Origin of the sequence: Peribacillus aracenensis, assembly GCF_025175645.1 — a bacterium.
In the GTDB taxonomy this organism is placed as follows: Bacteria; Bacillota; Bacilli; order Bacillales; family DSM-1321; genus Peribacillus; species Peribacillus aracenensis.
In genome coordinates this window covers 77,729-92,460 of the sequence record NZ_JANZMJ010000017.1, presented here as the reverse complement: position 1 = coordinate 92,460, position 14,732 = coordinate 77,729, and the positions used below count along the sequence as shown (strand labels likewise).

Here is a 14,732-nt window from a genome sequence, read left to right as displayed (position 1 = left end):
TTATTTTTCACCCATTTTCAATTTATCGGCAATTTCCTTTTCAAGTTCTTCAAAGTTATCAGGTTTGATCATTTTGCCTAAATCATTGGCAAAAAATCCATATTCAGCTGCATCCTTGATCACTTTTGGCGACCAGTAAGGGTCTTTTCCATCAAATACTTTATGTTGTTCAAGAACGGCGAAGATCCAAGAATCTTCTTCACTGATGTTTTCGAAACCTCTCCATAAGCCTGGCGGTAATGAAATTAAGTCCCATTGATCGATGATCGTTTCGCCATCAATTTCATCTGGACCCTTGCCCCAGTAGAAACGCCATTTTCCTGAAAGGGGTAGGAAGGATTCAATGTAATCATGCGTATGGTAAGCAGGCCCGTTTCCTTTTTGGGCTTTCACCATTCCAATTTGAAAACCATGCGGCTCAGTAATTTCAGGAGTGAAGTTATCATTTTCACTTGCTGTATCGCCTATTAATGTATAGTTGATGCGTTGGTGACCCGGAATGATACTATCAATGAACATTAACGGTATTCCTTTTGATTTCATTTGATCGAAACGAACGATCCAATTGTTTTCCATTTCCTCATTCGTTACGGCTTTTTTTACTTTAGGCTCTTGTACTGACATTTTAGTTTCCCCTTCCGTGTTCGTTAATTTTTTTCATTGCTCCATTTGGATGACATATCTAATTAGAGAGTAAAGACGGCTAGTTTTAATTCTGTCATTTCCTCGACTGAATACTTAACACCTTCCCTGCCATTCCCGCTGTTTTTCACACCGCCATATGGCATTTGGTCAACCCTGAAGGATGGTATGTCATTCACGATGACACCACCGACTTCAAGCCTTTCAACAGCATCAAAAGCCTTTGGCATCGAGGTCGTATATACACCTGCTTGAAGGCCGTATATAGAATCATTCACAAGGTCGATGGCTTCATCCCATGTGCTGTAGGAATTCACTGAAACGATTGGGGCAAATGCTTCTTTGCAGCTTATTTCCTGTGTTGGCCCTGCATTCTTGATAATGGTAGGATGAAGGGCTGCACCTGTTCTTTGACCGCCATATGCGATTTCCGTTCCAGCCATTCTGGCCGATTCGATCCACCCTTCCACTCGTTTTGCTTCATTTATGGAGATCAACGCGGAAAGATCTGTATCTTCTGATTCAGGGTTACCAAATTTAAGCTTCTTCGTCTTTTCTATAAACTTTTGCAAAAATGGCTCATATAAATCTTCCTGTACATAAATTCGTTGGACAGAGATGCAAACCTGACCTGAATAGACAAAGGAACCTTCTGTACAGCGCAGTGCAACGGCATCCAAGTCATCAGCACTGTCAATAATGACAGCTGAATTTGAACCAAGCTCCAATGTCACCTTTTTCAAACCCGCTTTTTCTTTGATCCCCAACCCGACTTCGACACTTCCTGTAAATGTAACCATTTTAATTCTCGGATCAGTGACCAATACATCGCCGACGACGCTTCCTTTACCCGTGACAACATTCAGCGCGCCTTTAGGTAAACCTGCTTCTTCAAAAATTTCAGCTGCAGCCAATGCACTAAGCGGCGTCTGTGAAGCAGGCTTTAAAATGACGGAGTTGCCTGCTGCAAACGCAGGTCCAAGTTTATGTGCCGCTAAATTAAATGGAAAGTTAAATGGTGTAATGGCGGCAATAACGCCAAGCGGTTCACGCTTTGTATAAGCAAAACGGCCTTTGCCATTTTTAGCGGCATCCATAGGAATCGTTTCACCATGGATCCGTTTTGCCTCTTCTGCTGCAAACTTGTATGTTTCAATCGTGCGTAATATTTCTCCTCTTGCAGCTTTCAAGGGCTTAGCATTTTCTTTAGTGAGTATTAGTGCACATTCCTCAAGTCTTTCCTTAAAGATTCCTGCTGCACGTTCTAATATATTTGAGCGTTCAAGGGCCGTTAACTTTTTCATTTCTTTTGCACCTTGTTCAGCACATTCTATCGCTTTTAGAACGGTTTCCTTTCCTGCCAAAGGCACTTGCGCAATCACTTTTCCGGAGTAAGGAGACCGAAGATCGTAATAATTATTTCCTTCCAGCCACTTCCCGCCAATGTATAATCTCTTTTTATCTGAATTGGTCGTGATCAATCAGTTTCCCACCCTTCCTTTAAAGGCGCTTTGGTAGATTCCGAGAATCTTTTGTTCATTTAGCTTATAAGGAGTATTCGATAGCAAGCGATCAATTTTTGCAGCCTGTTCCGCCAGCATCGGTAATGAGTCCTCTTCAATCCCAAGTTCTGATAACGATGTAGGTAAATCAAGATCTTCCAGAAGCTGATACATATAATCAACAACTGCCTTTAACGCTTCGCTTGGTTGTGCCTTGAAATCACCCAGTTGTAAAAAGGACGCTACATCCATCATTTCTTCCATGCATGTTTTCCCAATCACTTCGAAAACAAATGGCATCAAAAGGGCATTTGCGACTCCATGCTCAATATGATATTTACCGCCAAGCGGATATGCCAGAGCATGTACCGCTCCAACCCCTGCATTTGCTAGAGCCACACCAGCTAACGAGCTTACCCAGCTCATTCCGGTTCTAGATTCCAAATCATTTCCGTTATGGACAGCTCTTGTAATGTTCGCAGGAAATAGTTTCATCGCTTTCTCTGAATAAACTTTCGTAAGCGGTGTAGCCTTGATGGCAATATACGATTCAATAGCATGTGTAAAGGCGTCCACCCCTGATGCCGCGGTAACTCGTGCCGGGCAGGAAATGGTCAATTCCGGATCGATGATCGCTACATCCGGAAGGAATACCGGGCTTACGATCCCTCTTTTTACTTGCTGCTCTTCATCACCGAAAATGGCATTCATCGTCACTTCCGAACCTGTTCCTGAAGTTGTCGGCAAAAGAATGCATTTGACCGTTCTCGATTCAACTACTTTTTCGCCGTTTATATAAGTTGTTATATCGCCTTTCCCGCATAAAGCACTACTTGCTTTTGCTACATCCAGCGCACTTCCCCCGCCGATTCCGATGATTACATCACATTTTTCTGCATCCAGCGTTTGTACGGCATCCTTCAAGAGCTGAAACGTCGGCTCTCCCGAAATCTCCGTATATGTGATGGTTGGTATGGAAAGGGGCATAATGTGATCCAACACTTTTTGAACAACGCCCACTTTTTCCAGACCTTTGTCACTTACAATCGCAACCTTCTTTGCTCCCAGCTCTTCTATTTCCTTTACTAACGTCGTAAATGCTCCAACACCAAACCGAAAAACAGTCGGCATTCGAAAATCATGGATTACATTTTGAGCAGCTGACATTTTTTACCCTCCTTTGAATACGTATTCAAAAAAACTCACCAGACAGTCCAACCGCCATCAACCAACAATGTTTGACCTGTCATCATATCTGAACAATCCGATGCCAGATATACCACGCCGCCAAATAAATCCTCCGTTTTAGCAAGTCTTCCAAGCGGAATCCTGCTCAATACTTCCTCTTTGAACGCTTCATCTTCAAACATCGGCTTGGTCATCGGTGTTTCAATGAAGGTTGGAGCAATGGCATTGACATTGACTTGATGCGGAGCCCACTCTATCGCAAGCGCTTTCGTCAGTTGTGTAATGCCTCCTTTACTGGAGGAGTATGCAGCCCGTTTGTAATAACCGACGAATGCCATTTGCGAAGACATATTTATGATCTTGCCTTTTTTTTGGTCGATCATATACTTCCCTGCAGCTTGGCTCGTAAAAAATACACTTTTTAAATTTATGTCCAGTACTGTATCCCAATCTTGCGATGTCAACACTTCAGCTGACTTTGCCACGTTTATTCCTGCATTATTTATTAAAATATCAATCTTACCGAAGTGCTTGTATATTCCCTCCATTACTCCCGCCGTTTCATCAACCTTTGTTAAGTCAAATGAAACGGGTAAAACATTTGCACCGGTTTGCCCAATTTCATGTGCCGCTTCATCGAGTTGCTCTTCATTGCGGGCAACTATCGCTATATCGGCCCCAGCCTGCGCGAGCAAATGGGCTAAGTCTTTCCCGATTCCTTTACTTGCTCCTGTAATGATGGCCACTTTACCGCTTAAATTAAATAAATGATTTATATCCAATCTATCACCTATCTTTACCTCATCGAGGCGATTTTTGTACATTCAGACATTTTGCATTTTCATTTTGAATACGTATTCAAAATGAAACAAAATGCTTATTGGCGATTACAAGTTAAAATATAAACAACTTTCTGACTTTTGTAAATAGTAAAAATAATATTAAGTCTAAAATTTTTAAAAATGACCGATTTCTTTTAAAGGAGTGTTAAAACACTTAAGGTCCAATCCAAAACCGGCCTTTACCCTTAATCTTGTTTGGGGGCTGGCCCTGTTGTTTTACGGACCATCAGTTCAGGCTTAAGGAAAATTTGTATGGATGAAGATGATGTTTCTTTATTTTCTATGAGGTAGATTAATTTTTCCAAAGCTGTTAAAGACATTTGATCCATTTGTTGGGATACTGTGGTCAGCCCTATAAATTCATTAGCGGACAATCTTATATTATCAAACCCGACAACGGATAAATCAGCAGGGATTTTTAAATTCAGGCTTGAAGCTGCATCTAGGACTGCGAGAGCCATCTGATCAGACGCGGCAATGATTGCAGTCGGCCTGTCCTTCTTTTTCAACAGTTTTTTTGTAAATGAATAAATCTTGTCATAGGAAAATTCGCTATTGAAAATCAAACCTTCATCAATTTCATAGCCGTTCTCCAACAACTCTTCTTTATAACCCACCGTTCGTTCATAAGTCGCCAAGTATTTGGATGGGCCGGATATTTTCGCTATTTTTTTATGTCCTAATTTTATTAAATGCTGTACAGCGAGCCTGGCGCCTTTATTATTGTCCATTACGATAAAGTTTACGTCCTTGATATCGAGGAAACTATTATATAATAATACGGGAAATCCATTATCATGTAGCTTCTTGATTTTATCAGTATAATTTTTACTAACGCTTGTAAGGATGATTCCCTCTACCCTTTTGCCAATCAGCAAATTAATGGCTTGTTCCAAGTTTTCATCTTTATGCCCAGTGTTGTAAACGATGACATCATATTTTAATTCTTGTGCCCTTTCTATGATGACTTCCGCCGTTTCGGCAAAGAATGGATTTGAAATGCTCCCTAATATCAACCCTATTGATTTGGTTCTTTTTTCTACGAGGCTTCTGGCAATTTCATCCCTTGTAAATCCCAGTTCATTGATTACAGCAAGAACCTTGTCACGCGTGTTTTTCTTAATATAAGGGTAATCATTCAACACCCTGGAAACTGTTGATTGCGAAACACCCGCTATTTTTGCCACATCTTCTGTCGTCACTCTCTTCATGCTTCATTAATCCTTTCTACGTCTAGAAATTGTTATCCTAGGAAACTAAAATAACGCTTTTATATCAATATGAACATTATGATTTCCCTTTAATATATCATAATATTTAAAATTTTTCTTCCAGTTATGGAACTGTTTTGGGTTCTGAGTTGCGTCAGTTTGGACTTTTCCCAAAATATGTGGAATGAATCAGCCTTTGTTTCTTATCTTAGCTTCCTAAAGAAAGAGGAGCCCCTCTCTAAAGATGGGCTCCAGTCTGCAGACATTCATACAATTAAAAAACGTTCGATGTTGATTTCAGAAATCCGCTCCCGGGCCGCCCGCGGAAAGCGAGTGCCCTACCTTCCAATCAACGTTCAAGTTTTACAAACTAGTTTGGATCTTCTTGCCTTCCAGGTGATCTTAGTGAAACATTCCCTTTAAAAAGCGATATAGTCCGTCTTCTCGATATGAATGCTCCGTCACTTCATCGGCTTGTTCTTTGACCAGGTCCGTGGCGTTTTTCATGGCAACGCAATGCCCGGCGAGTTTAAATAGCGGGAGGTCATTTTCGCCATCGCCTACTGCCAGGATATTTTCCGGTGCCAGCTGGAAATGCTTCAGCAGCAGTTGAACGCCTGTTGCTTTTGTGATGCCTTCCACGGTCACTTCTACATTATGATGGGTGGAGGAGGCTGTGGTAAAGGCATTGTACTGCTTGATTCTCCCCAACTCCGCTTTCCATTTTCGAATCGTATTCATTTCATTGCTGAAGAAGTAGATTTTGGCTACGCTGCTTATATCCAGTTGTTCTGACCATCTTATTTTGTCTTCCACTGCATCCTGTCTTGATAGCCATTCATTTTCATCGACTGTCTCAGGCTTTGGCATCAAACCTTGTTTAACCATATAGTTTTTATCTTTAAGTAATGCCATCCGTGTTCCATCGTTCGGATGAACTTCGTAAAAAATCTCTTCCGCTCCTGCTTTGGCGACCAATTCTTCCACAAGTTCCGGCGGCAGGGCGTGTTCGACTATCTGCTTCTTTCCGATGAATACGGACATTCCATTGGCAGTCACCACTCCATCGGTTTCCATGCCGGATGGCAAAACGTCCCTCATTTCTTCAAGCGTCCTTCCTGTTGCAATGAAAATCAGCTTCCCTCTTTTCCTGAGTTCACCTATGTATTGTTCCAGCGTCTCGTTCACAGTGTTTCTTTCGTTCAATGTCGTGCCATCCAAATCGAGCACAATCGCTTTGTTGGTCATGCAAATCACCTCAAAAATCCGAATGATATGAAAATGCCAACAGCCCATTATCTATAAAGATCTTAGGCTGTTGGTTTCATTCATTTATTTTTGTTTCTTTACTTATCAGTATAACAGTTTAGGATAATCCTAAAAGTTTCATGACGCTTAGGATCAAGAGACCGACCACACCAAAGTCCGAATCACCGAATGTGGTACCTTCGAACCCTACATCCCCCAAGAAGACCAGGAGTATTGCCGGCAGGAAACTAATGATGAGCCCGTTGGCAAAGGATCCAAGCATCGCTCCGCGTCTGCCTCCTGTGGCATTTCCGAATACTCCTGCTGCAGCTCCGGTGAAGAAATGCGGTACGAGCCCTGGAACGATTACTTTCAATCCAAGTACCGGAAGGAGGAACATGGATAATAGTCCAGCCAAGAAACTGAATAGGAACCCGATGATCACTGCATTTGGAGCGAATGGAAAAATGGTCGGACAGTCCAATGCAGGTTTTGTATTCGGCGCGACTTTATCGGCAATCCCTTTGAATGCAGGGACGATTTCAGCAATTAACATCCGTACTCCTGCAAGGATGATATAGACTCCTGCAGCGAATGTTATCGCCTGGATGAAAGAGAATACGATGAAGTTCGAACCGCCGGATAATTCCGTTTCAATATAGTTCTGTCCGGCAAATAATGCGACGATCACGAAGAACATCGTCATTGTAAGCGATACAGCGACTGATGTGTCCCTCAGGAATCCTAAAGATTTTGGAACCTTGATTTGCTCTGTCGTTTTTTCCTTATTTCCAAACCATTTTCCAACAGTCGCGGATACAAAATATCCGATTGTCCCAAAATGTCCGATGGCAAAATCATCGCTTCCGGTAATCTTCCGTACGTATGGCTGAAGGAGGGCTGGAAACATCACCATGCATACTCCCAATAGAATGGAACCGACCAAGATAAGCGGAAATCCATTGAGCCCGCCGACCGAAAGCGTGACTGCAAGTAAACAAGCCATGAATAAGGTATGGTGTCCCGTTAAGAATATATATTTAAATGGCGTGAAACGAGCCAGCAATACATTGACAACCATACCAAAAACCATGATTAGTGCAGTCGAAGTCCCAAAATCACTTTGGGCGGCTGCGACAATGGCTTCGTTATTCGGTATGACGCCTTGTACATTGAATGCATGATCGAACATTTTACTGAATATATCAAGGGCGCCAATGAGCACTGCCGCTCCCGCTCCAATGATAATGAAGCCCATGACGGTTTTTAGCGTTCCAGATACAACATCCGCACTGGATTTCCGCTGTAACAGCAGGCCGATGAGGGCAAACAGCCCCACAAGTATGGAAGGTGTACCCAAGATGTCATTCATGATAAGTTCCAGCATTGCCTCTCCCCCTCTTCTTATGTTTACTTCTTATAGATGTGAAGCCAATTTCGATGTGATTTCAGGAATGCTCATCATGTTTTCCAGTGTGACGATCGTCCGGGTTCCATCATCCAGCTGACCGACAATATCCGCCGCTCCCAGGTAAATATCCGCCTGAACCGTTTTTGCGGATGCCAGATCCGTATGATCCACCTCGGCTGTCTTACCCATTTCCGTCAATGCTTTCTTCACATTCATCTCCATGATGAAGCTGCTTCCCAATCCATTTCCGCATACTACCATGATTTTCTTCATATCAATCTCTCCTTTTTTTATCCTACATGCATTTCCAATTTAGATTTGATTTCAGGGATGCTCATCATGTTTTCCAGTGTGACGATCGTCCGGGTTCCATCATCCAGCTGACCGACAATATCCGCCGCCCCCAGGAAAATATCCGCCTGAACCGTTTTTGCGGATGCCAGATCCGTATGATCCACCTCGGCTGTCTTGCCCATTTCCGTCAACGCTTTCTTCACATTCATCTCCATGATGAAGCTGCTTCCCAATCCGTTTCCGCATACTACCATGATTTTCATTCCGCTTCCTCCTTCGAATATTTATGAACGTACTCCATAAGGACCGATTTATCTGAAGTGCTTAAAATTTCTTCTATATTGGCTGGTTCATTCAATAATTGAGTGAGCTGGATCAATGCCCGCAGGTGCGAATCGTTATCCACGGCCGCCAAAATGATTATCAGGCGTACCGGTTTATCCGGCGCAAAGTCCACGGCTTCATCCAATTTCAGCAAACTCATGGATAAAGACCTGACCCCCTGCTCCGGACGTGCATGGGGAATCGCCACTCCAGGCGTTATCACTACATATGGTCCATTCGTTTCTATCGCCTCGATCATGGCATCCACATACCGTTCCTCTACGGTTCCTAAGTCCACGAGAGGCTTGGCCGCGACTTGAATGCCTTCTTTCCAATCGGAAACATGCCGCTGTAATTGAATCGTTTGCATATTGAGCAGTTCTTCTAACACAGGCTTCTCTGCCTCCTTTAAAGAAAATTGGGTTATTTTTGGTGTATGGGTATACACATTCGACTTCAAAGCTTTTTCAAGCTGATCCTGTTCATGGATGGTTGCATACTTGGATATGATCTTTAATAAAGCTGCAACATCCACACTTTCCGTCGTATATCCATACAATTCCTGCATGACCTGCTGGCGCAATGTATGTTTGTCCTGCATTTCCAAAATGGGCGGTACAACGAATAATGCCGCTTTTGTTCTCATATGCACCGTTGAAAAAACAAGATCGTACGACAGTGGGTATTCAGCCGCTTTTCTAACGGACAGAACGTCCAGGAACAATATATCCGGAAATAATTCCCTCAATGTATAAATGAGGATATTGCTGATGCCAATGCCATTCGGGCATACGACAATTGCCCGTTTTCGATCATCCAATGTCGTCCCTTGCCTGCGCAGCCATCCGCCAAAATAGACGGTGAAGTATGCGACTTCCTCTTCCGATACCGGACAACCAATTTCTTTCTCCAGCACCCACAGGGATTTTTTTGTCAAATGATGCAATTCAGGATAGACCTTCTGCACCCTTCCCGTCATCGGGTTCATTTGCGGGAGACCATACCGCAGGCGATGATATGCCGGTTTGAAATGAACGTATAATTGTTGGAATAGCTGTTCTTTGTCTTTCAAGTGAACAAATGCCAGCCTCTCGAACTCTGCCACGATTTCCTGCAAAAGATGTTGAATGGCTTCATCATCCTTAAGAGGCGAAATATCCTTCGTTCGATTCATGCTCAATAAATGTAAGGTTGCGTATAAGTTTTCCGTTTCGCTCCATACTGATTGAAAGGCATTCGTTCTGGTCATTTCCTCAACCATTTTGTATTCTTCCGTCGCAACAAACGGGGCCCAGCTCTGGTCTGCCTGTAACTCTTCCCCTTTTCCTATGAGCTGATCAGTACATAGAAATAAATAGCTCAGTTCATGAAGCCGTTCATCCGTAAAGGTGATGCCCAATTTACGTTCGATCCTTTCAAGCTGTAACCGGATCGGGCTGATTTTCTTTTCATGATTTCCCCATATGCATTCCATGATCAATTCACTATTGGGACTGTTCAGTACATCATGCACGAGACGTTCGATGATATATCTCTTTTCTCGGGTTTCCCCAATTACCACATAGCCATCTTGTTTGGAGTACTGGATTTTGAGCGAAATGTCCCTGTTTTTCTCTTTAAGTCTTTTTAAATCCTTCAACACCGTATTACGTGAAAGCCCGGTGATGGTCTGGAAATGATAGACGGACAATTCTTCTCTGCTTAACAGGATCATGAGGTAAAAAACTTTTTCCCTATCTGTCTCTGAAAATATATAATTGCGTTTTGTCAGTTTTACATTCAATTCTTCATCCCTGATCGTTTCAGAAAAGGAGTAGCCCATTTCACGATTATATTGAATCGGTTGATATCCATGAAATTGGAGCCAGTCATTCGCTTTGCTCAGACCATATTGGATTTGCCTTCTCGTCAGACCTGTTTGGGCTTCAAGTTCTTTCATTTTTGAAATGGGCGAATGCTGTAATAGTTTTAGTAAATTGGCGCTTCTTTCATCTAAAAACATTCTCAATCCCTCTCCCTGCTTCTACGATATCTCACTTCTTATTAAAAATGTAGCGTTTCTAAGTCCGAATGTTGTCATAGGTACTGCACAATAATATACTCTTTAAACAATTGTGCACAATACCGCATCTTTTTATTTCGTAAGCGATTTACAATAAAATTCGAGGCATATTGGAATGCACGATAGTGAAGTCTGGGGGCGGGGTGTAGCTGAGGGTTTGGCATGATGAGCCGTATTAAAGGGGCTAAACTTTGGCGATGGAATTCGGAATACGCATTCTTCAGCCAATCAAAATGACATATTTCACAAACCCTCAAAAAACGTTCGGAGTTGATTTCGGAAATCCATTGAGGGTTTCATAAAACAGTCAAAAAGCCATTAATGGATCTTGTTTTAAAATCATAGTCTTTAAAACAAAGCCTCCCGGACCGCCCGCGGAAAGCGAGTGCCTGGAGAGGACATAAAAAAAACTGTAGGCAAACTCGATTTTCATCAAGTTTGCCTACAGTCTGAGAGGGGACAAATGTCCCTTCCTTCATTTGTCTTTATATTTTGCTGAAATCGCGCTGAGCTCCCCTATAGCTCCCGATGATATTTTGATAACCTGGAAGCTGGCTGGAAAGTAAAGCACCAAATCCTTCAACGTCATTGCGCCAATCACGCTGTAATTCACACGCTACACTAAACCAGTTCATAAGCTGCACACCGCCGTGGGCCATACGTGCTAAAGCCGCATCAGCTACTTGTTTGCTGACTGTTCCAGAAGCATCCGTGACAGCGAATACTTCATAACCAGCGTTCAAAGCGGAAAGTGCCGGGAAAGCAACGCAGACATCCGTAACAACGCCCGCGATGATTAGTTGTTTTTTTCCGGTTTCTTCGATTGCTTTAACAAAATCTTCATTATCCCATGCGTTAATTTGTCCAGGGCGAGCTATTTTTGGTGCGTTAGGAAAGAGTTCTTCCAATTCTTGCATGAGCGGCCCGTTCGGTCCGTTTTCAAAGCTCGTTGTTAAAATGACTGGCAAATCAAAAAACTTTGCGGTGTTGGCAAGAGCCATAACATTGTTCTTGAATTCATCAACACCATAATCACGCACTAGCCCTGAAATAAGACCGGTTTGATGATCGACTAGCAGAACGGCAGCATCATCTTTGGAAATACGAGAATAGAGATCAGACATTTTTAAAGTCCCCCTTTTATTAAAGCTATCGAAGAAAGTTCATATGTAGGGAAATTCCCCCAACTCCTTCGTTGGTTGCAATCAGTTTATAACTTAACTGATTGTTATTTATAAGTTTATCTATAAACTTATAGCCTGTCAATCATCTATATAATAAGAATCATTGACTATGGCTAATTAATCTAGAACCGGAGTGTGATCGATCCAATGAATGAATTGTTGTAAATAACGCTCAAGATAACGTTTTGTTTGATCGTCAGTAAGAACTTTCCGATCAGAATCAATCTTTTTATGTACTTGCGATATCAGCATTTTTTGAAATGGAAGAACATGAACTTGCATGGCCTCCAATATTTGCCTGATTTGCATTTGAGCAAATGCAGTGCCCATTCCCCCAGGAGTTGCACCGATCAGGCCAACTGGTTTTTTGGTAAGTACAGCGGACTCCCGAGGTCTTGATGCCCAGTCCAATGCATTTTTTAATACGCCTGGTATTCCGGAATTATACTCTGGGCTTACGATAATGATACCGTCAACATCCTGAATGGCTGATTTAAATGACGTCACTGCTTCTGGAACGCCGCTTAATTCCAAGTCTTCGTTAAACAACGGAAGATCATGAATTTCGATCCAGCGAAATTGATAAGAATCAACCATACCTGTCAATGATTGTGCGATGATTCGATTATAAGAATTTTCCCGTAAACTGCCGCAAATAAGGCCGATGGTTCTGGTCATCTACTTCCCTCCCGTTTTGAAATCATCTCCTATAGTACCATAATATACCAAAGTCAAAAAAGTGACGTTATTCCTAATCACTAAATATGGCAAAACATAATAGCTGGGTAAAAAGAACTTCCTAAAATAAACATGAATTCTAAATTGCATGCACCAAAGTCCCTCTTCCATTTTCTGAATATTCACAACATACTATAAACTATAAGGCGACCGGGAGGAGTGCGGAAATGGATGAAAAGAAAGTTACATGGTTAGAGCTCTTTTATGATTTGTTATTTGTGGCAGCCGTTGCGGGCGCCACTCATGTTTTACTGCATGTTGAAGATGGATATATCCATCCAGAGTATTTATTTAAGTTCGTGTTGATTTTTATTCCTATCTGGTGGGCTTGGGTAGGGCAAACCATATTTATTAACCGGTTTGGTAAGGATGTATTTCATCAACGGCTATTTTTGATATTGCAAATGTTCTTTGTCCTCATTATGACATCAAGCTTATCTGTTGATTTTGATCCTTATTATCTTTCTTTTTTAATTGGTTATATTGGCTTAAGAGCCGTGACTGCCATCCAATACCTTGTTGTACAGCGGATAGAAGAGGGAGTTCGAAAAAAGGCAGCACTCTTTTTGGGAAGGTATTTTTGGATTGGAATTGCCATTTCATTGTTCTCCGTCCTTTTTGATTCCTGGCTTCGATATGCTGTGCTGTATTTGGGCATCCTGATCGATATCATCATCCCAATCCTTGGAAGAAAGTGCTTGGAAAAGGTTCCTACAAATACGGCCCACTTGTTGGAGCGCTTTGGCCTATTTACCATCATTCTTTTTGGGGAAGCTCTTGTGAGCACTCTTGCGGTCATTCAGCCTAAACAAGGAAATTGGGATTCGATAGCCTTTTCCATCATTTCATTTGCCCTGATAATAGCTATGTGGTGGCAATATTTCGATAACATGGAGAAAAAGGTCGACAAGTCTGTACAATCTTCCGGCCAAATCATCATTTACGGTCATCTGTTTATTTTAATGTCCATAAGCATGATTGCAGCAGCCATCAGATTATTGTTTTTACATGAAGTCCATTATTCTTTTATCCTATATTTTGTTTTCGGTTCCGTTTTGCTCTATTTCATGTCAACCACTTTTGTTTTCCATCAATATAGACATAAGCACCAGCGGTTGCAAATCTATCATTTAGGATTATTTTTAGGGATTTTAGCTATCTTTTTTATTTTTAATTTGTTTGTCGGGGTACCGAATATTGTGATAATAGGCGAATTAACACTGTTTTTTATCATCTTTGCTAAACTAACGACTACATAATGAAGGAATCAAAGGAACCAGTATCAATTGATCATACTGGTTTCTTTGATTCGAGGATGGAAGTTTTTGCATTTGACACCCTATTGGTTTATTCATAAGCTGATTGTGACGAAGAAAGAATGAGGTGACATTCATGAAAGAAAACACAACGAATCCCACCGCATCTAATGAGGAACGACTAGGTTTAATGTTATGGTTCCGAATAACACGAATATATAACCAGAGCATCCGGGAATCCAATCAACATTTAAAGAAATGGAATCTATCGGCAGCCCAATTCGATATCCTGGTTCAAGTAGGTTCACATGAACGATTGTCTCAGCAAGAACTGGCAAACAAGCTTTTTGTGACAAAAGGCAATATCACTCAACTAATAAGGAAAATGGAAGAGTTGGGATTGATTAAACGGGAACAGGAATGGAAAACAAAATATCTTTCATTGACAGAGGAAGGAAAAGAGTTTTTTCATGAAGTTGTTCCAAAACAAGAACATTTTCATGCATCACAGTTTGCCAACTTGAATGAGGCGGAAAAGCAGCAGCTTTTAGATTTACTTAGTAAAGTTCAAAAATGAAAACAGATCACCTGCTAGAATGGTGATCTGTTTTTTTACCTTTGTTACTTCGGTTTTTTCATGAACAGTGAAACCCCACCATACCAACCGGTCTATTTGTTACTATAACAAAAAAAAATTTTTGGATGTAAGTACTTTTTTGCCTCTCTAAATAACGAATTCACAATTTAGACAAACTTTTAATAAACGGTATTTTAATTTTTCCATTCTATTATCAGTTGACAATTTGTATACATATGTATACATTTAACAC

14 protein-coding genes are annotated in these 14,732 nt (G+C 41.6%); 2 read left to right on the top strand and 12 right to left on the bottom strand.

Going from position 1 to position 14,732, the window contains the following annotated elements; translation table 11 throughout:
- The 12 genes from N0M92_RS17335 to N0M92_RS17280 all read right to left on the bottom strand — a co-directional run bounded on the left by N0M92_RS17335 (position 1) and on the right by N0M92_RS17280 (position 12,586).
- On the bottom strand, positions 1–624 hold the full coding sequence (locus tag N0M92_RS17335) for a cupin domain-containing protein (RefSeq protein WP_076372264.1): 624 nt from the start codon (positions 622–624) through the stop codon (positions 1–3).
- 62 nt (positions 625–686) lie between these two features.
- On the bottom strand, positions 687–2,120 hold the full coding sequence (locus N0M92_RS17330) for an aldehyde dehydrogenase family protein (protein ID WP_260287018.1): 1,434 nt from the start codon (positions 2,118–2,120) through the stop codon (positions 687–689).
- 3 nt (positions 2,121–2,123) lie between these two features.
- On the bottom strand, positions 2,124–3,311 hold the full coding sequence (locus N0M92_RS17325) for an iron-containing alcohol dehydrogenase (RefSeq protein WP_260286978.1): 1,188 nt from the start codon (positions 3,309–3,311) through the stop codon (positions 2,124–2,126).
- Positions 3,312–3,346: 35 nt separating this feature from the next.
- Entirely contained in the window at positions 3,347–4,114 is a 768-nt protein-coding gene (locus N0M92_RS17320; RefSeq protein WP_260286977.1) for an SDR family NAD(P)-dependent oxidoreductase, read from the bottom strand.
- A gap of 245 nt (positions 4,115–4,359) precedes the next feature.
- Positions 4,360–5,385 (bottom strand): LacI family DNA-binding transcriptional regulator, encoded by a 1,026-nt coding sequence (locus N0M92_RS17315; protein ID WP_260286975.1) that lies wholly within the window; start codon positions 5,383–5,385, stop codon positions 4,360–4,362.
- Between the two features lie 402 nt (positions 5,386–5,787).
- The gene (locus N0M92_RS17310; RefSeq protein ID WP_260286974.1) at positions 5,788–6,633 is read right to left on the bottom strand and encodes an HAD family hydrolase; all 846 of its coding nucleotides are present in this window, start codon (positions 6,631–6,633) and stop codon (positions 5,788–5,790) included.
- Between the two features lie 118 nt (positions 6,634–6,751).
- Positions 6,752–8,020, bottom strand: a complete 1,269-nt coding sequence (locus N0M92_RS17305) for a PTS ascorbate transporter subunit IIC (protein WP_141992243.1) — start codon at positions 8,018–8,020, stop codon at positions 6,752–6,754.
- A 30-nt stretch (positions 8,021–8,050) separates the two neighbouring features.
- Positions 8,051–8,317: a PTS sugar transporter subunit IIB gene (locus tag N0M92_RS17300; RefSeq protein ID WP_076372257.1), complete on the bottom strand. Its 267-nt coding sequence runs from the start codon at positions 8,315–8,317 to the stop codon at positions 8,051–8,053.
- 17 nt (positions 8,318–8,334) lie between these two features.
- Positions 8,335–8,601, bottom strand: a complete 267-nt coding sequence (locus N0M92_RS17295) for a PTS sugar transporter subunit IIB (protein WP_048883162.1) — start codon at positions 8,599–8,601, stop codon at positions 8,335–8,337.
- The gene (locus tag N0M92_RS17290; protein WP_260286973.1) at positions 8,598–10,664 is read right to left on the bottom strand and encodes a BglG family transcription antiterminator; all 2,067 of its coding nucleotides are present in this window, start codon (positions 10,662–10,664) and stop codon (positions 8,598–8,600) included. Before N0M92_RS17290 ends, N0M92_RS17295 begins: the two co-directional genes overlap by 4 nt.
- 545 nt (positions 10,665–11,209) lie before the next feature.
- Complete coding sequence (ycaC, locus tag N0M92_RS17285) at positions 11,210–11,848, bottom strand: isochorismate family cysteine hydrolase YcaC (RefSeq protein ID WP_144528841.1); 639 nt, start codon at positions 11,846–11,848, stop codon at positions 11,210–11,212.
- Positions 11,849–12,025: 177 nt separating this feature from the next.
- On the bottom strand, positions 12,026–12,586 hold the full coding sequence (locus tag N0M92_RS17280; RefSeq protein WP_260286972.1) for an NADPH-dependent FMN reductase: 561 nt from the start codon (positions 12,584–12,586) through the stop codon (positions 12,026–12,028).
- A 227-nt stretch (positions 12,587–12,813) separates the two neighbouring features.
- Here N0M92_RS17280 and N0M92_RS17275 point away from each other — a divergent pair, with 227 nt between their 5' ends.
- Together N0M92_RS17275 and N0M92_RS17270 are read left to right on the top strand one after the other, a co-directional pair.
- On the top strand, positions 12,814–13,905 hold the full coding sequence (locus N0M92_RS17275; protein WP_260286970.1) for a low temperature requirement protein A: 1,092 nt from the start codon (positions 12,814–12,816) through the stop codon (positions 13,903–13,905).
- A gap of 133 nt (positions 13,906–14,038) precedes the next feature.
- Entirely contained in the window at positions 14,039–14,479 is a 441-nt protein-coding gene (locus N0M92_RS17270) for a MarR family winged helix-turn-helix transcriptional regulator (RefSeq protein WP_260286969.1), read from the top strand.
- Positions 14,480–14,732 lie beyond the last annotated feature (253 nt).

Excerpts from the sequence above, each read along its gene's own strand:
- N0M92_RS17290 (WP_260286973.1), bottom strand. The coding sequence starts at position 10,664 with ATGTTTTTAGATGAAAGAAGCGCCAATTTACTAAAACTATTACAGCAT.
- N0M92_RS17325 (WP_260286978.1), bottom strand. The coding sequence starts at position 3,311 with ATGTCAGCTGCTCAAAATGTAATCCATGATTTTCGAATGCCGACTGTT.
- N0M92_RS17275 (WP_260286970.1), top strand. The coding sequence starts at position 12,814 with ATGGATGAAAAGAAAGTTACATGGTTAGAGCTCTTTTATGATTTGTTA.
- N0M92_RS17335 (WP_076372264.1), bottom strand. The coding sequence starts at position 624 with ATGTCAGTACAAGAGCCTAAAGTAAAAAAAGCCGTAACGAATGAGGAA.
- ycaC (WP_144528841.1), bottom strand. The coding sequence starts at position 11,848 with ATGTCTGATCTCTATTCTCGTATTTCCAAAGATGATGCTGCCGTTCTG.
- N0M92_RS17270 (WP_260286969.1), top strand. The coding sequence starts at position 14,039 with ATGAAAGAAAACACAACGAATCCCACCGCATCTAATGAGGAACGACTA.
- N0M92_RS17315 (WP_260286975.1), bottom strand. The coding sequence starts at position 5,385 with ATGAAGAGAGTGACGACAGAAGATGTGGCAAAAATAGCGGGTGTTTCG.
- N0M92_RS17280 (WP_260286972.1), bottom strand. The coding sequence starts at position 12,586 with ATGACCAGAACCATCGGCCTTATTTGCGGCAGTTTACGGGAAAATTCT.
- N0M92_RS17310 (WP_260286974.1), bottom strand. The coding sequence starts at position 6,633 with ATGACCAACAAAGCGATTGTGCTCGATTTGGATGGCACGACATTGAAC.
- N0M92_RS17305 (WP_141992243.1), bottom strand. The coding sequence starts at position 8,020 with ATGCTGGAACTTATCATGAATGACATCTTGGGTACACCTTCCATACTT.
- N0M92_RS17295 (WP_048883162.1), bottom strand. The coding sequence starts at position 8,601 with ATGAAAATCATGGTAGTATGCGGAAACGGATTGGGAAGCAGCTTCATC.
- N0M92_RS17300 (WP_076372257.1), bottom strand. The coding sequence starts at position 8,317 with ATGAAGAAAATCATGGTAGTATGCGGAAATGGATTGGGAAGCAGCTTC.